Annotated in this window: 19 protein-coding genes and 3 tRNA genes; 15 read left to right on the top strand and 7 right to left on the bottom strand. The window is 72.0% G+C overall.

Annotation, left to right across the window (positions count from 1 at the left end; genetic code table 11):
* Positions 1 to 108: 108 nt before the first annotated feature.
* Entirely contained in the window at positions 109 to 846 is a 738-nt protein-coding gene (locus AB0F40_RS24800; RefSeq protein ID WP_357474149.1) for a lytic polysaccharide monooxygenase, read from the bottom strand.
* Between the two features lie 212 nt (positions 847 to 1,058).
* Between AB0F40_RS24800 and AB0F40_RS24795 the strand changes: the two genes are divergently transcribed.
* Positions 1,059 to 1,883, top strand: coding sequence for a CPBP family glutamic-type intramembrane protease (locus tag AB0F40_RS24795; protein WP_357474147.1), 825 nt, complete (start codon positions 1,059 to 1,061; stop codon positions 1,881 to 1,883).
* Here AB0F40_RS24795 and AB0F40_RS24790 read toward each other — a convergent pair.
* Positions 1,841 to 2,836, bottom strand: a complete 996-nt coding sequence (locus tag AB0F40_RS24790) for a 3-methyladenine DNA glycosylase (RefSeq protein ID WP_357474152.1) — start codon at positions 2,834 to 2,836, stop codon at positions 1,841 to 1,843. The genes AB0F40_RS24795 and AB0F40_RS24790 overlap by 43 nt on opposite strands.
* A 327-nt stretch (positions 2,837 to 3,163) precedes the next feature.
* On the opposite strand from AB0F40_RS24790, the gene AB0F40_RS24785 reads away from it, so the two are divergent.
* Both AB0F40_RS24785 and AB0F40_RS24780 read left to right on the top strand, forming a co-directional pair.
* Positions 3,164 to 4,135: an aldo/keto reductase gene (locus AB0F40_RS24785; RefSeq protein WP_357474144.1), complete on the top strand. Its 972-nt coding sequence runs from the start codon at positions 3,164 to 3,166 to the stop codon at positions 4,133 to 4,135.
* A gap of 88 nt (positions 4,136 to 4,223) precedes the next feature.
* Positions 4,224 to 5,141, top strand: a complete 918-nt coding sequence (locus AB0F40_RS24780) for a PhzF family phenazine biosynthesis protein (protein WP_357474142.1) — start codon at positions 4,224 to 4,226, stop codon at positions 5,139 to 5,141.
* Here the strand turns inward: AB0F40_RS24780 and AB0F40_RS24775 are convergent.
* Positions 5,128 to 6,423, bottom strand: coding sequence for a heparan-alpha-glucosaminide N-acetyltransferase domain-containing protein (locus tag AB0F40_RS24775; protein ID WP_357474139.1), 1,296 nt, complete (start codon positions 6,421 to 6,423; stop codon positions 5,128 to 5,130). The genes AB0F40_RS24780 and AB0F40_RS24775 overlap by 14 nt on opposite strands.
* Before the next feature lie 126 nt (positions 6,424 to 6,549).
* Here AB0F40_RS24775 and AB0F40_RS24770 point away from each other — a divergent pair, with 126 nt between their 5' ends.
* The 10 genes from AB0F40_RS24770 (at position 6,550) to AB0F40_RS24725 (ending at position 13,747) form a co-directional block, all read left to right on the top strand.
* Positions 6,550 to 7,527 carry a class I SAM-dependent methyltransferase gene (locus AB0F40_RS24770; protein WP_357474136.1) on the top strand — a complete coding sequence of 326 codons (978 nt, stop codon included), beginning with the start codon at positions 6,550 to 6,552 and terminating at the stop codon, positions 7,525 to 7,527.
* Positions 7,528 to 7,558: 31 nt separating this feature from the next.
* Positions 7,559 to 8,341, top strand: coding sequence for a fumarylacetoacetate hydrolase family protein (locus tag AB0F40_RS24765; protein ID WP_357474133.1), 783 nt, complete (start codon positions 7,559 to 7,561; stop codon positions 8,339 to 8,341).
* Between the two features lie 7 nt (positions 8,342 to 8,348).
* Positions 8,349 to 8,915, top strand: a complete 567-nt coding sequence (locus AB0F40_RS24760) for an NUDIX domain-containing protein (protein WP_357474130.1) — start codon at positions 8,349 to 8,351, stop codon at positions 8,913 to 8,915.
* Positions 8,916 to 8,922: 7 nt separating this feature from the next.
* On the top strand, positions 8,923 to 9,714 hold the full coding sequence (locus tag AB0F40_RS24755) for a GNAT family N-acetyltransferase (protein ID WP_357474127.1): 792 nt from the start codon (positions 8,923 to 8,925) through the stop codon (positions 9,712 to 9,714).
* A gap of 124 nt (positions 9,715 to 9,838) precedes the next feature.
* Positions 9,839 to 11,308, top strand: coding sequence for a glutamate--tRNA ligase (gene gltX, locus AB0F40_RS24750; protein ID WP_357474124.1), 1,470 nt, complete (start codon positions 9,839 to 9,841; stop codon positions 11,306 to 11,308).
* Positions 11,309 to 11,348: 40 nt separating this feature from the next.
* Positions 11,349 to 12,443, top strand: coding sequence for a CPBP family intramembrane glutamic endopeptidase (locus AB0F40_RS24745; protein WP_357474121.1), 1,095 nt, complete (start codon positions 11,349 to 11,351; stop codon positions 12,441 to 12,443).
* Positions 12,440 to 13,222: an HAD family hydrolase gene (locus AB0F40_RS24740; RefSeq protein ID WP_357474118.1), complete on the top strand. Its 783-nt coding sequence runs from the start codon at positions 12,440 to 12,442 to the stop codon at positions 13,220 to 13,222. The genes AB0F40_RS24745 and AB0F40_RS24740 overlap by 4 nt, the downstream gene beginning before the upstream one ends.
* 180 nt (positions 13,223 to 13,402) lie before the next feature.
* Positions 13,403 to 13,474 (top strand) — tRNA-Gln (locus tag AB0F40_RS24735).
* 90 nt (positions 13,475 to 13,564) lie between these two features.
* Positions 13,565 to 13,637 (top strand) — tRNA-Glu (locus AB0F40_RS24730).
* A gap of 37 nt (positions 13,638 to 13,674) precedes the next feature.
* A tRNA-Glu gene (locus AB0F40_RS24725) sits at positions 13,675 to 13,747 on the top strand.
* 96 nt (positions 13,748 to 13,843) lie between these two features.
* Here the strand turns inward: AB0F40_RS24725 and AB0F40_RS24720 are convergent.
* From AB0F40_RS24720 to AB0F40_RS24705, 4 genes are all read right to left on the bottom strand, one after another.
* Positions 13,844 to 15,007: an IS1249 family transposase gene (locus AB0F40_RS24720; RefSeq protein ID WP_357474115.1), complete on the bottom strand. Its 1,164-nt coding sequence runs from the start codon at positions 15,005 to 15,007 to the stop codon at positions 13,844 to 13,846.
* Positions 15,008 to 15,762: 755 nt separating this feature from the next.
* Positions 15,763 to 16,728: a PH domain-containing protein gene (locus AB0F40_RS24715; protein ID WP_357474112.1), complete on the bottom strand. Its 966-nt coding sequence runs from the start codon at positions 16,726 to 16,728 to the stop codon at positions 15,763 to 15,765.
* Positions 16,729 to 16,820: 92 nt separating this feature from the next.
* Entirely contained in the window at positions 16,821 to 17,003 is a 183-nt protein-coding gene (locus AB0F40_RS24710; protein WP_357474109.1) for a hypothetical protein, read from the bottom strand.
* A gap of 162 nt (positions 17,004 to 17,165) precedes the next feature.
* A complete protein-coding gene (locus tag AB0F40_RS24705) occupies positions 17,166 to 17,885 on the bottom strand; it encodes an IclR family transcriptional regulator (protein WP_026365378.1) in 720 nt (239 codons plus the stop codon).
* Between the two features lie 77 nt (positions 17,886 to 17,962).
* Between AB0F40_RS24705 and leuC the strand changes: the two genes are divergently transcribed.
* Positions 17,963 to 19,519: a 3-isopropylmalate dehydratase large subunit gene (gene leuC / locus AB0F40_RS24700; protein WP_357474106.1), complete on the top strand. Its 1,557-nt coding sequence runs from the start codon at positions 17,963 to 17,965 to the stop codon at positions 19,517 to 19,519.
* Positions 19,520 to 19,532: 13 nt separating this feature from the next.
* Positions 19,533 to 20,168: a 3-isopropylmalate dehydratase small subunit gene (gene leuD / locus AB0F40_RS24695; protein WP_357474103.1), complete on the top strand. Its 636-nt coding sequence runs from the start codon at positions 19,533 to 19,535 to the stop codon at positions 20,166 to 20,168.
* The last annotated feature ends 85 nt before the right edge of the window (positions 20,169 to 20,253 follow it).

Genomic DNA, 20,253 nt, shown 5'->3' with positions numbered 1-20,253 from the left:
CGTGCGATTGCCCCACTTGGTGGTTCATTGCGGCCGGGCGCCCGCTCCCGTCTGGGCGGGCGCCGGGCCCGGGCCGGTGCCCGACGTCGGGCACCGGCCGTCGTCCGGTCAGCAGGCGCCCATGTTCACCCAGACGTCGCTGGACGACGGGACCTCGCCCCGCGTCCACCACTTGGCCTGGTAGGCGTGGTTCGAGTAGGTGACCCGGTCGCCGCCCAGATAGGTCGCGGTGGAGTCCCACGCGGCAGCCGTGCACTCCTCGGCGGGCGGGTCGGTCGGGTCCTCGGGCGACCCCGTGCCGCCCACGTTCACGTCCACACAGGCGTAGAACGCGTTGCCGGTGTCGAACACGTTCCACCGGGCGAGGATCTTGTGGTTGCCGCTCGGCAGACCCGTCAGCGTGTGGGTGACGGTCGAGCCCGGCTGCGCCCCGCCGTCGTACACGGTCTTGAAGAGCTGACCGTCCACGAAGTACTCCCAGGTGGACGTGCGGTGCCTGGCAGTGAGCGTCCACTGGAAGGTCTGCGTGCTGCCGATGGTCGTGCGGGGCCAGGGCAGCGAGTCGTTGTCGAGGGTGGTGAAGCGGCTCCCTCCGGAACAGAGCATCGAGCCCTTGGGTGCCTCGACGCTGTGCGGCTCGTACTCGACGCCGTTGCAGGTCCAGCTCACCGTGCGCTTGGCGCAGTGGTCCTGGCGGCTCGGCGGGGACACGACCCAGCCGTGGGCCTCCGCCGTGGGGGTCATGGAGCGCGGTGCGGCGACCAGCGCCGTGAGCGTCAGGGCCAGGACGGCGAGAGCGCCGAGGAAGGCTCTGGCGACGGGAGTGCGCAGTGCGGTGACTCTCATGGGGCTCACCTCGTGGTGTGAAGTTGGGATTTCCCTGGATTGCTCCTGTGTGCCGGGGTGCGACGTCATCGACGCTAGAAAGCGCGCGGTGCCAGGACAAGTAGGGCAACTACCTACTCAGGGACAAGCCTGGGAGGGCCGCAGACCGACCAGGGATCAGCCAGGGGTCTCCCCGATGTGTCCGGCCCCGGGCCGGCAGAAGACTTGCCACCATGCGCACCCGAACCGAGTCCCGTGCCGCGGTGGTAGCGGTCACCACCGCCTTCGTCCTGATCACCGCGATCTGCATCCCGTTCCTGATCGTCGGCCAGGACGTACCGAACGCCGTCGTCCTGGCCGGCCGATACGTGCCGGCCCTCGCCAGCCTGGTCGCCGTCCTCGTGGTGCTCGGGCGCGACCAGCTGGCCCGGCTGTGGCGGCTACGGCCCGCTTCGGCGCGTGAGCTCTTCGCCTCCTACGGCCTGGCGCTCGCGGTCATGGTGCCGGCTCTCGTCGTCCCGGCCCTCGCGGGGCTGCTGTTCGGCGCGCAGCTCAAGCCCGCCGGCGTGCTGCTCGCCGCGTTGCCGATGATCGTGCTGGGTACCGTGCTGTTCGCGTTCTCGACGTTCGGCGAGGAGGTCCTGTGGCGCGGGCAGCTCCAGCTGGCGCTCCGTCGGCTGGGCTTCTGGCGGTCATCGGTGCTCATCGGCGGGATCTGGATGCTCTGGCACCTGCCCCTGCACCTCACGTACCTGTCGGTCGGGGCGCTGACGGCCACCGAGGTCGCCGCCGCCACGATCGGCATCGCGGCCTGGGCGCCGCTCCTCGCGGCCCTGGTCGAGCGGCGCGGCGCGATCTGGCCCGCCGTGTTCGCCCACGCCGTGCCGCTCTCGTCGCTCCAGCTGCTCACCGAGGTGTCGGTGCAGGGCGCTGTGCCGTTCTGGACGGTGACGGGGGTCGGCTGGGCCGCGCTGCTGGTCGCGGCGGTCGTGGTCCGGCGGCTGCCGGTCCGTGGTCAGGCGGCGAGCACGGTGTCGCAGACCTCGATCAGCCGGTAGCGCAGGTCCTCGGACCGCGTCGCGTACTCCCGCTGCCGGCGCACGTACTCGGCCTTGCCGTGCGGGGTCTCGATCTCGACGGCGCCGACGCCGTACTCGGACACGTCGTACGGGGAGGCGGCCATGTCGGTCCACCGGATGTCGCGGGCCAGCTCGAACGCGTCCAGCAGCAGATCACCGGGCACCGCGGGGCCGAGCTTGAGACACCACTTGTAGAGGTCCATGTTCGCGTGCAGGCACCCCGGCTGCTCCATGCCGACCTGTGCGGCACGGGTGGGCTGCAGCTGGTTGCGCCCTGTCGCCTCCGGCGTGAAGAACCGGAACGCGTCGAAGTGCGAGCAGCGCACCGGGTTCGCCTCGACGACGGCGTCCGTGCCCGCGTGACCGAGCCGCAGCGGCAGCGGGTGCCGCTGGTCGCGGCCGGCCTCCCGGTCGCGGTAGACCATCGCCCACTCGTGCAGCCCGAAGCAGCCGAACGTTCCCGGCCGCGCCGCCGTCGCCGACAGCAGCTCGCGCACGTACCGGACCGTGTCACCGCGGTCGGCGAGGAAGGCGTCGAGGTCGAGCGTGACGCTGCGGGGCGTGGTGGTGCCGGCGTCGTCGTTGGCGCTGGCCTGGTCGGTGGGCTGGTCCGTGGTGGTCGCGTGGGTGGTCCCGTCCGTGATGGTCTCGTCCGTGGTGGTCCCGTGCCACCGCCACGTGGTCCGGTCGTCCGGGTCGGTGGTCTCGGCCTCGGGGGCGCCCGGCCCGCCGTCGGGCAGCCTGAGCGCGAACCCCGCGCCGGGGTGCCAGCGGCGTAGGTGCGCTATCCGGGTGGGGTAGTACGTGAAGAGGAAGTCCTCGATCGCGTGCTTCCGTCCGGCGGCTCGGGCGGCGCGCCAGACGGCGGTGAGGTCGTCCGCGCGCCGGGCGTGCGCGGCCGCGACGGGAAGCCACTCCTCGGGACCTAGCACCCGGACGGGAGCCGTTTCCGCGGGGTGCACGACGGCGCCGCGCGCGCCGGGCGCGGTCAGCTCGCCGAGGACTGTGCTCACCGGTCCAGGGTAAGGCCGGAGCTGCGGCCGCCGGCTCGAGCCCACTCCCGCTGCCGACCCTGCCGCCGACCCGGCGGGCCGGCCCGCCCGCGTCTCTTCGAGGCCTAGGTTAATTCGCTTTGAGGCCGCCGAAAGCGAATTAACTTAGGCCTCGAAGAGAACTGGTGGCCGTCGGAACCGGCCGCCCGAGACCGGCCGCCGGATCTGGCCGCCGGCCCCGCCGCGGACCGTCGTAGGGTGCCAAGCATGTCCGACCTTCCTCTGCGGCGCCTCGGGCGCTCCGGCCTGTCCGTTCCCGTCATCGGGCTGGGGTGCAACAACCTCGGCCGCACCGGCACCCCCTCCGAGACGAGCGAGGGTGCGCGAGCCCTGGTCGACGCCGCCGTCGACGCCGGGGTGACCTTCTTCGACACGGCGGACAGCTACGGCGCCCGGCCCGGCCTGTCGGAGGAGCTGCTCGGCGCCGCGCTCCAGGGCCGCCGCGACGACGTCCTGGTCGCCACGAAGTTCGGCCTCGACGTGCGGGGCGCGAACGGCGCCGACTTCGGGGCGCGCGGCTCGCGCCGCTACATCGTGCGGGCCGCCGAGGCGTCGTTGCGCCGGCTCGGCACCGACTGGATCGACCTCTACCAGCTGCACACGCCCGACCCCGCGACCCCGGTCGACGAGACGCTCGCCGCGCTCGACGACCTCGTCCGCTCGGGCAAGGTCCGCTACGTGGGCCACTCGAACCTCAAGGGCTGGCAGGTGGCCGACGCCGAGCACGTGGCGCGCTCGCTGGGGTCCGGTGGTGGCACCCGGTTCGTCTCCGCGCAGAACGAGTACTCGCTGCTGTCGCGCGGCGTGGAGCGTGAGGTGCTGCCTGCGGCGAAGGCGTACGGGATCGGGCTGCTGCCGTACTTCCCCCTGGCGAACGGCCTGCTGACGGGCAAGTACTCGGGCGGTGCGCGGCCCGACGGCAGCCGGCTGGTCATCGCGAAGCGCCACCTGCTGGAGACCGCCCCGTGGGAGGCGCTCGACCGGTTCGGCACGTTCTGCCGGGAGCGCGGTGTGATGGAGACCGATGTCGCGTTCTCCTGGCTGCTGTCGCGGCCCGAGGTCTCGTCGGTGATCGCGGGCGCCACGCGGCCCGAGCAGGTGCGCGCCAACGCGCAGGCCTGGACCTGGACGCCGACGGCGGAAGACCTGGCGGAGCTCAACCAGATCTTCCCGGCCTGACCCCCTTCGTTGAGTGCGGGCTATTTGTTGCCCATACGGCTCCGAGACAACAAATAGCCCGCACTCAACGATGGGTAGCGTTGCGGGCATGAGACACCCGTTTCGCCAGGTCGACGTCTTCTCATCCGTGCCGACCAGCGGCAATCCCGTCGCCGTCGTGCACGACGCCGACGGCCTCACCGATGACCAGATGGCCGCCTTCGCCCGGTGGACCAACCTCTCGGAGACCACGTTCCTGCTCACGCCCACGGCCGACGGGCGGGCCGGCGGCGCCGACTACCGCGTGCGGATCTGGACGCCGGGCGGCGAGCTGCCGTTCGCCGGGCACCCGACGCTCGGCACCGCGCACGCGTGGCTGGAGGCGGGCGGTGAGCCGGGCGGGGAGGGCGTGGTCCAGGAGTGCGGCGTGGGCCTCGTGCGGCTGCGGCGGGACGGGGTCACGGACACCCAGGTCGAGGACCAGCCCAAGGACCAGCCCCAGCGACTCGCGTTCGCCGCGCCACCGCTGCTGCGGTCGGGCCCCGTCGACGACGCCCACGTCGTCCAGATCGCTGCCGCGCTGCGCATCGAGGTGTCGGACGTCGTCCGCTCGGCGTGGGTCGACAACGGCCCTGGCTGGGTGGCGGTCCAGCTCCGCGACGCCGAGGCCGTGCTCGCCCTGGAACCCGACCCCGTGGCGATGGGCGACCTGAAGCTCGGCGTGGTCGGGGAGTACGGGGTGGGTGCGGTCGGCGAGCACCGTGTCGGCGGCAGCAGCGAGCCGGCCGTCGAGGTGCGCGCGTTCGTGCCGTCGTTCGGTGTGGGGGAGGACCCGGTGACCGGCAGCCTGAACGCCGGCATCGGGCAGTGGCTCGGCGGGGACGTGCTGCCGTCGTCGTACGTCGCCTCGCAGGGGACGGCCCTGGACCGTCAGGGCCGGGTCCACGTAGACAAGCTGCCCGACGGCGAGGTGTGGGTCGGCGGCGACACCGTCACGACGATCGTCGGACAGGTCAGCTTCCAGTAGTCCGGTCGGGGACCGGGGGGAAGGCCGTCCGGGCGACCCGGCCGAACAGCCGCTCCAGCGGGCCCCGGCCGAGCAGCGCCCGCCACACCGTCGCCGCGAGCAGGGTGATGACCACCATCCATCCGAGCGGCTCGTTGGTCGGGGGGTCGAGCAGGTCCCAGTAGGTGCGGGTCCACCACCAGATCGTGACGATCTGCAGCGAGTACACGGTGAGCGCCAGGGCGCCGACGGCCGCCAGCGGCGTCACCACGACCAGCAGGGCCCAGCGCAGCACACGCGCGAACCACGTGGTCGGGGCCTTGCGGACGCCTGCTCCGACGAGCAGGCACAGCCCGAGCACGCCGAGCGCGAACCCGCCGGACCCCACGGCCTCGAACATCGTGTCGTCGTGCGGGCCTTCGAGGTACAGGCCGGCCAGCGGCGGCCAGGGATCGGACCAGGTGGGCGCCGGCACCACGTACTCGGCCGAGGTCATCGCGAGCCGGCTCTCGATGGCTTCCGCACCGCCGGCGTCGGCCACGAGGACCGTCGAGGCGAGCGAGCTGAGGGCGGCCAGCCCGAACCCGCCGGCGACCAGGCCGAGGTGCAGCGCGGGCGACCGCAGGTCGCAGCGGCCCAGCGCGAGCCCGGCCAGCACGTACGCCATCCAGACCAGGGCGGGGTAGTGCCCGGTGAGGAGGAAGTCGGTGGCGGCGCCGGAACCGTCGTGCGGCGCGCGGAGCCCGGCCCGGGCCAGTGCCTCCGGCCCGTAGTACACGAGGACCGGCCCGACTACCGCGATCAGTGCGGCCGTCGCGACGAGCCGTCCCGGTGGCATCCGCAGGAACGGCAGCGTGAGCACGAAGTACGCGGCGTAGAAGCCGAGGATGAGCAGCACCCGCGTCCCGAACAGGTCCAGCACCGCGACCAGCGCCAGCAGCAGGACGGCCCGGACCAGGATCCGCGACCGCGCCGTGCGCATCGCCGCACCCTTGACCGGCTCGGAGCCGCCGGTGAACAGGGCAAGGGAGAGCCCGGCGACCGTCGCGAACAGGATCGAGGACCGGCCGTGCGCCAGGCCGAGCCAGCCCTCGAGCGTGCCGACGTCGGCGGAGGTGATGCCCACGTGCGCCGTGAACATCCCGAGCACGGCGAGACCCCGGGCGACGTCGGCCCCGACGACCCGGCCGGGGCCGCCGAGCAGGTGGTGGCCGATCCGGCCGGCGGTTCCGCGGACGGCGCCGCCGAGGGTGCCGCGGGAGGCCGCGGCAGGCCGGTCGGACGGCTGGGCGAGCGTGGGCATGCGGGCATCCTTCCGTGTCGCCGACGTCGGCGCGCGCGAGCCACGCCGTCGATTCCGCTGGACAGGCCGTCCCGAGGGATGAGAATGCAGGTGTGCCGCCCCGTACGGCGCACATACAGTGCGCCCATGACCGGCAGCGCCAACGAGCACGACATGGCCCGCAGTGAGACGTCCAGCGACATGCCCAGGGAGACACCCAGGGGCACGGTCCGGGACAAGGCCCAGCCCGCGGGGACCGACCCGATAGACGCGGTCGACGCCCCGAGCAGCCCTGGTGCGGTGAAGGACCTGACGAAGGAGTCAGAGTCGTACACGCACGGGCACCACGAGTCCGTGCTGCGCTCGCACCGGCGTCGGACGGCGGCGAACTCCGCGGCCTTCCTGCTGCCGCACCTGCTCTCCGACATGACGCTCCTCGACGTCGGCTGCGGCCCGGGCACCGTCACCGTCGACCTGGCCGAGCGGCTGACGCAGGGGAGCGTCGTCGGGGTGGACGCGTCCGACGACGTGCTCGAGTCCGCCCGCGGCCTCGCCGACGCGCACGGCACCAAGAACATCAGCTTCGAGCACGCCAACGCGTACGAGCTGCCGTTCGCGGACGACTCGTTCGACGTCGTCTTCGCGCATCAGCTCCTGCAGCACCTGTCCGACCCCGTCGCCGCACTGCGCGAGATGAAGCGCGTCGCGAAGCCCGGCGGGTTCGTCGCGGTGCGGGACGCCGACTACGAGGCCATGACCTGGTTCCCGGAGTCCCCGGAGCTCACCGAGTGGAACATGCTCTACCACGAGGTCACGCACACGTACGGCTTCGAGCCCGACGCCGGACGCCGCCTGGCCTCCTGGGTGCGGGACGCCGGGTTCGACCCGGCGGAGATCGAGCCCGGCGCGAGCGTCTGGTGCTACGCGACCCCAGACGACCGCACCTGGTGGGGCGCCCTGTGGGCGGAGCGCTGCACCCAGTCCAACTTCGCGGTCCAGGCCAAGGACTCGGCACTCGCCGACGACGTCGCGCTCGAGCAGCTCGCCCAGGGCTGGCGCGAGTGGGCGGCGGCGCCGGACGGCTGGTTCGCGGTCCTCAACGGTGAGGTCCTGGCCCGCGCCTGACCTACGGCCGACCGGGACGTAGATTGAGCACGTGCGTATAGCGAGATTCACCACCGGAAACGACCCCCGTTTCGCCCTCGTGCAGCAGGAGGGCGACAAGACCTTCCTGGCTGTCCTGGGCGGCGACCCCCTGTACATGCCGGCGATGCCGACCGGCGAGCGCATCGAGCTGGGCGACGGCGTCCGGCTGCTCGCCCCGGTGATCCCCCGCTCCAAGGTGGTGTGCGTCGGCAAGAACTACGCCGAGCACGTCAAGGAGATGGGCGGCGGCGAGGTGCCGACCAGCCCCCTGCTGTTCTTCAAGCCGAACACCTCGGTGGTCGGCCCCGACGACCCGGTGGTGCTGCCCGACTTCACGCAGGAGGTCTCGTACGAGGCCGAGCTGGCCGTCGTGATCTCGAAGGTGTGCAAGGACGTCACGCCGCAGAACGCGTCGTCGTACATCCTTGGCTACACGGTCGCGAACGACGTGACGGCCCGCGACGCCCAGCGCACCGACGGGCAGTGGGCCCGCGCCAAGGGCTTCGACACCTCGTGTCCGCTGGGCCCATGGATCGACACGGACCTCGACCCGGAGGACGTCGGCGTGCGCTCGCGCGTCAACGGCGAGCCGCGGCAGGACGGCCGGACCCGCGACATGGTGTTCGACGTGCCGTTCCTCGTGTCGTACATCTCCGAGGCGATGACGCTCCTGCCGGGCGACGTGATCCTCACCGGGACGCCCGCCGGCGTCGGCAGGATCGACCACGGTGACCGCGTCGAGTGCGAGGTCGAGGGGCTGGGCGTCCTGGCCAACCCGATCGTGCGTCGCTGAGGTGCCGGTGGACAACGGTGCACCGCTGCACGGCGATGCGCTGACGGCGCTGCGCGCCTGGGTCGGGCCGACGCCGGACCAGGAGCTGCTCAGGGCCCGGTACGTGCGGCACCTCGAGGCGCACGACGACGGTGTGTTCCGCAGCTCCGTGCCCGACCACCTCACGGCGTCGACCCTCGTGCTGTCGCACGACGGCGCTCGGGTGCTGCTCACCCTGCACGGCAAGGCGAAGCGGTGGTTCCAGCTCGGCGGGCACCTGGAGGCCGGGGACACCACGCTGGCCGGCGCCGCCGAGCGGGAGGCACGCGAGGAGTCAGGGCTGGTGCTGGCGGTCGATCCGGTGCCGGTCCACCTGGACGAGCACGTCGTGCCGTTCTGCCGGCCGGGTACCGGTGATGCGGCACGCCCGGTGCACCACCTGGACATCCGGTTCGTCGCGGTGGCGGACGCCGGTGCGGAGCCCGTGGTCTCGGACGAGTCGCTGGACGTGCGCTGGTGGGACGTCGCCGCCCTGCCGGACCCCGACCTGGCCGAGCCGGTGGCGATGGCCAGGGCACGGTTCGGTGCAGCATGATCGACGCATGATCATCAGGTCTTCCACCGCACTGGTCCGGCCGGGCATGCTGGACGAGTTCCGCGCCTTCATCGAGCGCGGCATCACGGAGTTCGCGTCGCTCGACGGCTTTCTGAGCGACGAGATCGTCGTCGGGCCGGACACCCTGACGTACGTGAGCCGGTGGCGGGACACCGCGGCGCTCGTCGGGTACGCGGGGTCGGGCTGGCGCGCGGAGCCTGTCGTGCTGGAGGACGAGGACCGCTTCCTGCTCGAGCCGCTGCGCGTGCGGCACGTCGAGCTCCGGCAGGCCGTGCCCGAGGACGCGCCCGGCATCGCCGACGTCTGGTACGCCGCCTGGGGCGACGGGCACCGCGGACTGGTGCCACCGGAGCTGGAGGCGTTCCGCACGCGGGAGTCGTTCGGGCCCCGGGCGGCGGCCCGGGTCTCGGGCACCACGGTGGCGGACGCCGCGGTGGCGGACGGCGGGGTGGTCGGGTTCGTCACTGTCCATGGCGACGAGATCGAGCAGGTCTTCGTCTCGGCGGCGCACCGCGGCTCCGGTATCGCCGCGGACCTCCTGTCCGAGGGCGAGGACCGGGTCGCCGCCGCGGGGCACGCCGAGGCATGGCTCGCGGTCGTGGCGGGCAACGGGCGGGCACGACGGTTCTACGAACGCCAGGGCTGGTCGGACACCGGACCGCTCGACTACCAGGCGGAGACCGCCGAGGGCCCGGTGCCCGTGCCGACGCGCCGGTACGTGAAGCGTCTGGTGGGCCGTCCCGCGTCGCCGGTGCCTGCTGCCCGCTCCGGCCGCTGAGCTCGCCCTTCTGGTCGCCCTTCTGGTCGCGCTCGTGGTGGCGGTCGGCGGGCTCCTGGTCCGCGACCGGCGGAGCCGGGCCGCACGGGACCGCACTGTCAGTCCCACGGCCTAGGCTGGGCCCGTGACTTCAGCAACCGACACCTCGACCGGCTCGGCCGCCGACGCGGCCGTCCGCGTCCGCTTCGCGCCCTCCCCGACCGGCATGTTCCACGTGGGCGGCGCCCGCTCCGCGCTGTTCAACTGGGCGGTGGCGAAGCAGCAGGGTGGCACGTTCGTGCTGCGCATCGAGGACACGGACGCCTCGCGGAACCAGCCCGAGTGGGTGGACGGCATCATGTCGGCCATGGAGGCCCTCGGGATCATCAAGGACGACCCGGCGTTCGAGGGGCCGTACTTCCAGTCCGAGAACGCCGGCATCCAGCAGGAGGCCGCGCAGCGACTGTTCGCCGAGGGCAAGGCGTACTACTGCGACTGCACCCGCGACGCCGTCATCGCGCGCACCGGTAGCCAGCAGACCGGCTACGACGGCTTCTGCCGCGACCGGGGCCTGGAGTACGCCGAGGGCCGCGCCCTGCGGTTCCGCACGCCCGACGACGGGGAGACCCGGGTGGTCGACCTGATCCGCGGCAACCCGACGTTCCCGAACAAGAACCTCGAGGACTTCGTCATCGCGCGCGGCAACGGCTCGCCGGTCTTCCTGCTGGCCAACGTCGTGGACGACATCGACGAGCACATCACCCTCGTCATGCGTGCCGAGGAGCACCTGCCCAACACGCCGAAGCAGCAGCTCCTCTGGGAGGCCCTCGGACAGACCCCGCCGCAGTGGGCGCACATGCCGGTGATCGTCAACGAGAAGCGGCAGAAGCTCTCCAAGCGCCGCGACAAGGTGGCGCTGGAGGACTACCTGGCCGAGGGCGTCCTGCCCGACGCCATGGTCAACTACCTGATGCTGCTCGGCTGGGCGCCGGGCAACGACGAGGAGATCCTGCCGTTCGACGAGCTGGTGCGCCGGTTCCGCGTCGAGGACATCAACTCCTCGTCGGCGTTCTTCGACATCAAGAAGCTCACCGCCTTCAACGGCGAGTACATCCGCGCCCTGAGCGTCCCGGAGTTCACCGCGGCCTGCGACCCGTGGCTCCACGCCCCGTACGCGCCGTGGACCGAGGAGCAGTTCGACAGCAAGGTGTTCGACGCCGTCGCGCCGCTCGCCCACTCCCGGGTGGCCCTGCTGTCCGAGATCACGAACAACGTCGACTTCCTGTTCCTCGACGAGCCGGCCTTCGACGAGGACTCCTGGAACAAGGCCATGAAGGCCGGTGCCGCCGAGCTCCTCGCCGACGTCCGCACGGCCCTGGCCGACCCGGCGCTCGCCAGCTGGACGGCCGAGGTGCTCAAGGACACCGTCACCGCGGTGGGCGAGGCGCACGGCATGAAGCTGGGCAAGGCCCAGGCCCCTGTCCGCGTCGCCGTGACCGGCCGCAGGATCGGCCTGCCGCTGTTCGAGTCGCTCGAGGTGCTCGGGCGCGAGCGCACGCTCAAGCGCATCGACGCTGCGCAGGCGCGCCTGCCCGAGACCGCCGTCCACAGGTAAAATTCACCTCCCGGCCGGGGTTCTGGTCTACCGTGCGGGGGTGACCGACGCCATGACGCCTGACGCCGCGCCGCCCTCAGCACAGCTGATCCACGCGCCACGCGAGTACCCACAAGCCCTGCGCGGTCCGCGCCACCGGTGGTGGCGGCCGCTGCTCGGGCTGGCCGCGGTCGTGGCCTGCGCGGTCCTGGCGGCCGGGGCGATGCTGCTGTACGCCGTCGCGTTCGTCGTCGCCCAGGCGGCGGGCGTGCAGCTGCCGGACCCGACGTCGATGACCGACGCCTGGTTCGTCTCGCCCGCCGGCCTGCTCGTGACCAACCTCAGCCTCGCGCTCGGCATCCCCCTCGCCCTGGTGGCGACGTGGGCGCAGGCCCGGCGTGCGGGGCTGGTCTCGTCCGTCCTGGGCCGGGTGCGCTGGCGCCTGCTGCTCGGCGGGATCGGGGTGGCGCTGCTCCTCCTGGTGCCGCTCACCCTCGCAGGGGACCTTCTCCTGACCCAGCTGGGGCTCACCGCCGACGCCGGCACCGGTGCTGATGCCGGCTCGGTCGCCGACCCGGGTGCCGACGAGTCCGGCTGGTGGCCGCTCACCCCGGCGTCCGGCTGGCTGGCGCTCGCCGCCGTGATCGTGCTCACCACCCCGCTGCAGGCCGCCGGGGAGGAGTACTTCTTCCGCGGCTGGCTCTCGCAGTGGATCGGCAGCTTGCTCCGGTGGCGGTGGCTCGCGCTCGCCGTGCCCGCCATCGTGACGGCCCTCCTGTTCGCCCTGGCGCACGGCACACAGAGCCCGTGGCTGTTCGGCGACCGCCTGGTGTTCGGCCTGGTCGCCAGCCTTCTCGTCTGGCGGACCGGCGGCCTGGAGATCGCCGTCGCGCTGCACGCGGCGAACAACCTGCTGGCGTTCGGCCTCGCCATCGCCTACGACGGCCTCGAGGAATCGCTCCTGATCACCGAGATCGCGCCCGCCGAGGGCATGGTCAGCATCGCCGGCACGCTCATCACGGCCGCGGTCCTCCTGTGGTGGGCCCGACGGCGGCGGCCGGCCCTGGTCGTGCCAGAGGCCCCGGCGGCGGGACCCGCGGTGACGGGGCCGGCGGCGTCGGGTCCCGCGGCGGCAGGGCCCCCGGTGACGGCATGACGACGGACGGCATCCTGTTCGACGTCGACGACACCCTCGTCGACACCAAGGGGGCCTTCGCGCTGGCGCTCGCGGCGGTGCGGACCGAGCACCTGCCGCACGTCCCGCCCGAGCGGGAACCGGAGATCCTGTCGCACTGGCGGACCGACCCGGGCGGCTACTACCGCCGCTACACGAGCGGGGAGCTGGACCACGTGACGCAGCGCCGGCTCCGGGCGGTGCTGCTGCACGAGACGTTCGGCGGGGCGCCCGTCACGGAGTCGTCCTTCGGGGCGTGGGACGCGCTGTTCTGGGGCACGTTCGAGAAGTCGTGGACGGCGCACCCGGACGCCCTGGCCGCCGTCCACGCGGCCGTCGCGGCGGGGATCCGTGTCGGCGTGGTGACGAACGCCGCGGCGGAGCTGCAGGAGCGCAAGCTGAAGCTGGCCGGGCTCGACGAGCTGCCCGTGCTGGTCGGCGTCGACACGCTGGGCTTCGGCAAGCCCGACCCGCGGGTGTTCCTCGAGGGCGCGCGGCTGCTGGGCACGGAGCCGGTCCGGACCGCGTACGTGGGCGACGAGCCCACGGTCGACGCGCTGGCGGCCCACGAGGCGGGTCTGACGGGCGTCTGGCTGGACCGGGCGGGCCACCGGCGGGGTCCGGGCTACCACGGCGGCCCCGCGCTGCCTGACGGCGTCCTGCGGGACCCGCAGGACCCGGTCGCGCTGCGGGCGGCGGGGGTCGTGGTGATCGAGACGCTGGCGGACCTCCCGGCCGCACTCGGCTACGACGGGAAGTAGTCGGATTCGGCACCGCTTCGTGTCGTTACGTGCGCCGCACGGGCACGATGTCGCCTGCGTGACGGACGGCACGCCCATTGCGTTTTGACCACCGTCCGAGGTCAGGTAGTGTTCTCCAGCGGTAGGGCCTCCACGGAAAACCTGTCGGATACAGGTGTCTCCGGACGGCCGTTACCCCCATGGGGTATGGTGTAATTGGCAGCACGAGTGATTCTGGTTCACTTAGTCTAGGTTCGAGTCCTGGTACCCCAGCGCAGAGCGCAGCGCACTGTAGCCGATGCAGATCGGCACCATGGTGCGCTACGGTTCTCACCGGCAACCGGTCCTTAACCGGTAGTTCAGGCCCCCATCGTCTAGCGGCCTAGGACGCCGCCCTCTCACGGCGGTAACGCGGGTTCAAATCCCGCTGGGGGTACGCAGGTCCATCGGTTCCGGCCGACGGATCCGTTCAGGCCCCCATCGTCTAGCGGCCTAGGACGCCGCCCTCTCACGGCGGTAGCGCGGGTTCAAATCCCACTGGGGGTACAGCAGAAAGGCCCGGTCCACGCGGACCGGGCCTTTCGCCGTGCTGGGCCGGTATCGCGGGTTAGCGGCCAAAATGTGTGTCCCGGCCCGGGCGTGTCATGAGTGGCCGCCCCAGCCTTTGCGGGCCCAGAGCCCCTCTTCGGCGCTGGCGTGGGTGTCGTAGCCGGCAGGCCCGTCGGGTTCCTCGATGGCGCTGGCGGGCGCGTGTCGCTGCCAGTGGGCGGGCTCGATGAGGTCGGCCGGCGGGCGGGGGTTCTCGCTGTGCTGGTAGCACCACCACTCGATCGCGCGGCGCGCGTGGTCCGGGGGCATCCCGCGGTGGGCCTTGAGCATGGTCCGTAGTTGCGCGTTGATGCCGCCCTCGATCTGGTTCGTCGTGGAGGCGATGCCCAGCCCGTCGAGCTGCGGGTCGAGGTAGGTGAACAGCACGTCCTTGCGGGCGAGCTTGGCCAGGAGCCGGTAGGCCTTGCGCAGCCGGTCGTGGGTGTACCACCAGGTCTGCCCGGGCCGGGTCCAGGACGGGACCGCGGCGACGTGCACGCTGTTGCGGTAGGTGCGTTGCCGGGTCAGGTGCCCGTAGGCCTGGTGCCAGTCGTTGAGCCGGGTCAACCACGTCGTGGCGGCGTCGCGGGTGGTGATCTTCGTCAGGGACAGCGACACCGCGCGCAACGTCCGACCCGCATCGGTGCGGGGCTGGAGGGTGAGGTAGGTGCGCACGTTGCGCTGGACGTGGACCAGGCAGCGTTGCACCCGGGTTGCCGGCCAGCACTCGGCTACGGCGGCCAGGATCCCGGCCTGCCCGTCGGTGACCACGACCTGCGGGGGCGGGAACTGGCTCAGCAGCGCGGCCCAGGATGCTTGTTTCTCGCGGTCGCACCACTGCCACCCGATCACCTGTCGGTCGGCGATCGCGATCAGCGCGCACCAGCCCGAGCGCAGGTAGATCCCGTCGACCTGGACCTCGTCATAGACCTGCCCGGTGACCGCGATGACGGGTTCGATGTTCCAGCACCATTGGTGCTGGCGCCGGAACGAGCGCGCCGAGGGGCCTGCCATGTGTTGCGGCTGGGTGCTGGTCATCCAGTCCACGAACGCTTCTGCCTGAGCCCGCCGGGCGACATCGGGCCGCGACCGCGTGGACGAGGACCCGCAGGCCGTGCACCGCCACCTGGTCTTCCCAGCGCTCGTCGTGCCGTTGCGCTTGATCCGTCCGCCGCATACCCGACAACCCCGCCGAGGTCCAGCACCCTGTGCAGCCATGCCCCCCAGGGCATAACAGACCCCGGATTACGGCATCTGACCAGCCTCAAGACCCCGTCAGCGGACACACATTTTGGCCGCTAACCCGGCTATGTCGCCTGGGGCGGTGTCGCATCCGGCGGTGTCGCATCCGGCCGTGTCGCCCCTGCCGCACTGGCACCACCTGCTTCGTCCTGCACCGTCCTGGCCCCGTCGAGTGCAGACTTGAGCGCGCGGCCGCTCGGCGAGTGCAGACTTTGTCGCGGGTTGAGGGGGCGCGGCCGCAACTATGTCTGCACTCGCGGTCGAGGGCCGCGACCAAGTCTGCACTCGGCGGCACTGGGCGGCTCCGTGCAACCCGGGCACCGCCTGCCCCGTCGCCTGCCCCGCCGACTGCAGACTTGAGCGCGCCGCCGCTCCGCCAGTGCAGACTTCGTCGCGGATGGAGGCGTCGCAGCCGCGACTAAATCTGCACTCGTGGTCGAGGGCTGCGACAAAGTCTGCAGTCGGCGGCTACGTCCAACCCCAGGCATGTCCTGCGCCGCGGCGGCATCCCGCATCGTGCCCCTGCCCTGCCCTGCCCTGCCCCGCCCCGCCCGTGCCACTGCCCTTGCACGCCGGACCTGCCCGGGTCTGCCAGTGCCCGGGTCTGCCAGGTCTGCCGGGCCTGCCGGGCCGGGTCTGCCCGGATCTGCCCGGGCCTGCCGGGCCTGCCGGGTCTGCCGGGTCTGCCGGGTCTGCCGGCCCGCCGGGTCTGCCACGCGGCAGGCCACCGCTCAGCGGATCTTCGGGTCCTTGCCGCCCTCGATGAACGGCTCGGGCCGCACCTCGGAGGCGTTCGGGTCGGCGGTGGGCCCGCCGGGCACGTGCTCGCCGTGCGCGCCGTCGTTCGTCCTGCCGGGCGCGGTGCCCCCGGCGGGGGTGCTTCGACCCGGGCCGCTGCCGCCCGACGTCGCAGGGGCCGCCCCGCCGCCCGTCGACGACCAGGTGACCCCGGTCGGCTCCGTGCTCGCGGGGATCGTCGCGTCCTTGGCCGTGCTCTCCTCGGCGATGCTGTCCGGACCGGCACCGCCCCGGGCGATCGGAAGCTCGATGCGCTGCGTCGGCGGGTTGCTGCGCCGCCCGATCCGCGGCATGAGCGAGGGCGGCAGGGTCGCGGCGGTGTCCGACGACGGGGCGGCCTCCGTGCGGATGTCCGGGTTGGCCTGCGCTGCCGCTTCGGCGTCGGCGGCGTCCGGGTGGAAGAGCGACGCGATGATGAGCCGGTACCGGGAGTCCGGCCGGGGTACCCAGGTGACCCGGTCGAGGGCCTGGTCCTGCCCGGCGGTCTCGAAGAGGAAGGTGCCGTAGCCGAGCAGCTGGCCCATCGGCGTGCGCTCGTACCCGAGGTCCGTCACCTTCTCCGACGGCATCATCGCCACCCGGTGGACCAGGAAGCCGTCGAGCAGCAGCAGCCGGCGGTCGGTCATCACGAACCACCTGGCGCGCCACTCCAGCCACTTGTACAGCAGGCGCCCGCCCAGGACGGCGAACGGCAGCCACACCCAGCCCATGTCGTTCCGGACGTTGGGATCGACCGCGACGAGCAGGGCCAGGGCCAGCACGAAGGCGGCCGACGCCGTGAGGATCGGCTCCCACAGCATGCCCCAGTGGCGATGCGTGGCGATGATGATCTTCTCGTTCGCCAGGATGTACCGCTGCAGGGCGCGGTGGGGGACGACGAAGTCCGCTGTCGCGCTCATACGGGTCTCCCCGGAGGTGTGGTCGGTTGCGGTGCGAGGGTTCGAACCGATGGTCCGATCCGAAGGTCGGCCTCGCCGCCGACCTTACGTGGTCAGCGGCCCATGGACCCGGTGAAGAGCTCCTCGAAGAACCTGCCGATGTTGGCGATGGCTCCCCAGATGACGTCCCAGAGGGCAAGCACGATGTCGGCGGAGCGCTCGGGGTCGTTGATGACCGAGTACAGCAAGAAGATCACGACGAGCCAGATGACGATGAGCCTCACCTTGGGCGGCATCAGGTTCCTCCGACGTTGGCGCGTGCGCCCCTGGTGTGCACACGTCTCTCACGAGACTACTGATATGAACCCGACCTGGGGAATCACCCGGCCCGGCGTGGCGAGCCAACACTCACGGACCACTCACGGGCCGTACACCCCGTGGGCACCGCACCGGGCCGGCTACTCGCCGGACCGATGCAGCACCTCGGTGAGCTTGTTCGCCGCCGCGACGACGGCGGCCGAGTGCAGCCGGCCGGGCTGCCGGGAGAGGCGCTCCACCGGGCCGGACACGCTGACGGCGGCCACGACCCGGCCCGACGGCCCGCGCACCGGCGCCGAGACGGAGGCCACGCCGAGCTCACGTTCTGAGACCGACTGCGCCCAGCCCCGCCGTCGGACACCGGAGAGGATGGTGGCCGTGAAGGTCGCGTCACGCAGGCCGCGGTGCAGGCGGTCCGGCTCCTCCCAGGCCAGGAGCACGTGGGCCGCAGAGCCGGCACTCATGCTGAGCGTCGCCCCTACGGGAATGGAGTCGCGCAGGCCGACCGGGCGCTCGGCGGCAGCGACGCACACGCGGTGATCGCCCTGCCTACGGTAAAGTTGTGCGCTTTCGCCCGTGTGGTCGCGCAGCGCGATGAGCACCGGGTTCGCAGCCGCCAGCAGGCGGTCCTCACCGGCGGCCGTGGCCAGCTCGTTGAGGCGCGGACCCAGCACGAAACGGCCCTGCATGTCCCGGGCCACGAGGCGGTGGTGCTCGAGTGCCACGGCCAGGCGGTGCGCCGTCGGGCGAGCCAGGCCGGTGGAGGAGACGAGCTGCGCCAGGGTTGCCGGTCCCGCCTCGAGTGCCCCGAGGACGGACGCCGCCTTGTCCAAGACGCCGACTCCGCTAGTATCGTCCATACCGCGATATTGCCGTCTCGGAACGTGAGATTGCAAGTCGAAGCCCAAAGTAGTTTCTGACGAGGAGGCGAACCGCAATGGCCGGCACGCTGGCGGAGAAGGTCTGGGAGGCGCACCTGGTGCGTCGAGGCGAGGGCGGCTCACCAGATCTCCTCTACATCGACCTGCACCTGGTGCACGAGGTCACGAGCCCTCAGGCATTCGAGGGGCTGCGCCTCGCCGGACGTCAGGTGCGGCGCCCCGACCTCACGATCGCGACCGAGGACCACAACACTCCCACGCTCGACATCGATCGGCCGATCGCCGATCTGACGAGCCGCACGCAGATCGACACGTTGCGCAGCAACGCCAAGGAGTTCGGCGTCCGGCTGCACAGCCTCGGTGACGCAGACCAGGGCATCGTGCACCAGGTCGGGCCGCAGCTCGGCCTGACGATGCCCGGCCTCACCGTCGTGTGCGGCGACTCGCACACGTCCACGCACGGCGCGTTCGGCGCGCTCGCGTTCGGCATCGGCACGTCCGAGGTGGAGCACGTGCTCGCCACCCAGACGCTCCCGCTGGCGCCGTTCAAGACCATGGCGATCACGGTCAACGGGACGCTGCCCGCCGGCACGACGTCCAAGGACATCATCCTGGCGATCATCGCCAAGATCGGCACCGGCGGCGGGCAGGGCTACGTGCTCGAGTACCGCGGCGAGGCCATCCGCGCGCTCTCCATGGAAGCCCGGATGACCATCTGCAACATGTCGATCGAGGCCGGCGCCCGCGCCGGCATGATCGCGCCGGACGAGACCACGTTCGAGTACCTCAAGGGGCGCCCGCACGCGCCCGAGGGCGAGGACTGGGACGCCGCCGTCGAGTACTGGCGGACCCTGCGCACGGACGACGACGCGCGGTTCGACGCCGAGGTGGTGCTCGAGGCCGCCGACCTCGAGCCGTTCGTCACGTGGGGCACCAACCCGGGCCAGGGCCTGCCGCTGTCGGCCTCCGTGCCGGTCCCGGCGAACATCGCCGACGAGGGTGAGCGCGAGACCGCTGCCAAGGCCCTGGAGTACATGGGCCTGACTGCCGGCACGCCGCTGCGTGAAATCCCTGTCGACACGGTGTTCATCGGCTCCTGCACCAACGGGCGCATCGAGGACCTACGGTCCGTCGCGAAGGTGGTCAAGGGCCGCAAGAAGGCCGAGTCCCTGCGCGTCCTGGTGGTCCCGTCCTCGGCCCGAGTACGGCTGCAGGCCGAGGCAGAGGGCCTCGACGTGATCTTCAAGGAGTTCGGCGCCGAGTGGCGCAACGCCGGGTGCTCGATGTGTCTGGGCATGAACCCGGACCAGCTCGCGCCGGGGGAGCGGTCGGCGTCGACGTCGAACCGCAACTTCGAGGGGCGGCAGGGCAAGGGCGGACGTACCCACCTGGTCTCGCCGCTGGTCGCCGCGGCGACCGCGATCCGGGGCACCCTGTCGAGCGTCGGTGACCTCGACCTGCCGGAAGGCATCGACATCACCACGTTCGACGGCACGCCGCTCGACGGTGTGGGCGCGTCCCCGCTGGGCGAGTCCGTCGTCGACCTGCCCATTCCCGTAGCCATCGGGTCCGCTCCGGGCGGGTCCGCTGCCGGCCAGCCCGCGCTGCGCTGAGAGGAGACAGACCATGGAGAAGATCCACACCCACACCGGTGTCGGCGTCCCGCTGCGGCGCAGCAACGTCGACACCGACCAGATCATCCCCGCCGTGTACCTCAAGCGGGTCACGCGCACGGGGTTCGAGGACGCGCTGTTCGCCGCGTGGCGGGGCGACCCCTCGTTCGTGCTGAACCAGAAGGCCTACTCGGCGGGCTCCGTGCTCGTCGCCGGGCCGGACTTCGGCACGGGCTCCTCGCGTGAGCACGCCGTCTGGGCGCTCAAGGACTACGGCTTCCGGGTGGTGCTGTCCTCCCGGTTCGCCGACATCTTCCGCGGCAACTCGGGCAAGCAGGGCCTCGTCGCGGGCGTCGTCTCGCCCGAGGACCTCGAGATCCTGTGGAAGATCCTCGAGACCAAGCCGGGCACCGAGGTGACCGTGGACCTCGAGGCCAAGACTGCGTCCGCCGACGACGTCACCGTGCCGTTCCAGATCGACGACTACACGCGGTGGCGCCTCATGGAAGGGCTCGACGACATCGGGCTCACCCTGCAGCAGGCGGACAAGATCGCCGCGTTCGAGGAGACCCGGGAGCCGTGGCGTCCGAAGACGCTGCCGGCGCGGCACCTGCCGTCCGTGGAGATCGAGGCGGCGCGCCCGGTCTGACTCTCGCTGGTCGAGCTTGCCCTCCCGTTGGTCGAGCTTGTCGAGACCGGAGTCAGCGCGCTGATCCTGTCGTGGCTCATCTAGA

Source organism: Promicromonospora sp. NPDC023987 (genome assembly GCF_040639055.1).
In the GTDB taxonomy this organism is placed as follows: Bacteria; Actinomycetota; Actinomycetes; order Actinomycetales; family Cellulomonadaceae; genus Promicromonospora.
Note: the sequence above shows the minus strand (reverse complement) of the source record. Positions and strands in the feature narration are given on the sequence as shown.

Bases quoted from the DNA above. Each gene is read 5' to 3' on its own strand.
- AB0F40_RS24720 (WP_357474115.1), bottom strand. From the start codon at position 15,007: ATGGCTGCACAGGGTGCTGGACCTCGGCGGGGTTGTCGGGTATGCGGC.
- AB0F40_RS24715 (WP_357474112.1), bottom strand. From the start codon at position 16,728: ATGAGCGCGACAGCGGACTTCGTCGTCCCCCACCGCGCCCTGCAGCGG.
- AB0F40_RS24705 (WP_026365378.1), bottom strand. From the start codon at position 17,885: ATGGACGATACTAGCGGAGTCGGCGTCTTGGACAAGGCGGCGTCCGTC.
- AB0F40_RS24800 (WP_357474149.1), bottom strand. From the start codon at position 846: ATGAGAGTCACCGCACTGCGCACTCCCGTCGCCAGAGCCTTCCTCGGC.
- AB0F40_RS24785 (WP_357474144.1), top strand. From the start codon at position 3,164: ATGTCCGACCTTCCTCTGCGGCGCCTCGGGCGCTCCGGCCTGTCCGTT.
- AB0F40_RS24780 (WP_357474142.1), top strand. From the start codon at position 4,224: ATGAGACACCCGTTTCGCCAGGTCGACGTCTTCTCATCCGTGCCGACC.
- leuD (WP_357474103.1), top strand. From the start codon at position 19,533: ATGGAGAAGATCCACACCCACACCGGTGTCGGCGTCCCGCTGCGGCGC.
- AB0F40_RS24710 (WP_357474109.1), bottom strand. From the start codon at position 17,003: ATGCCGCCCAAGGTGAGGCTCATCGTCATCTGGCTCGTCGTGATCTTC.
- AB0F40_RS24740 (WP_357474118.1), top strand. From the start codon at position 12,440: ATGACGACGGACGGCATCCTGTTCGACGTCGACGACACCCTCGTCGAC.
- AB0F40_RS24775 (WP_357474139.1), bottom strand. From the start codon at position 6,423: ATGCCCACGCTCGCCCAGCCGTCCGACCGGCCTGCCGCGGCCTCCCGC.
- AB0F40_RS24795 (WP_357474147.1), top strand. From the start codon at position 1,059: ATGCGCACCCGAACCGAGTCCCGTGCCGCGGTGGTAGCGGTCACCACC.
- AB0F40_RS24755 (WP_357474127.1), top strand. From the start codon at position 8,923: ATGATCATCAGGTCTTCCACCGCACTGGTCCGGCCGGGCATGCTGGAC.
- AB0F40_RS24770 (WP_357474136.1), top strand. From the start codon at position 6,550: ATGACCGGCAGCGCCAACGAGCACGACATGGCCCGCAGTGAGACGTCC.
- leuC (WP_357474106.1), top strand. From the start codon at position 17,963: ATGGCCGGCACGCTGGCGGAGAAGGTCTGGGAGGCGCACCTGGTGCGT.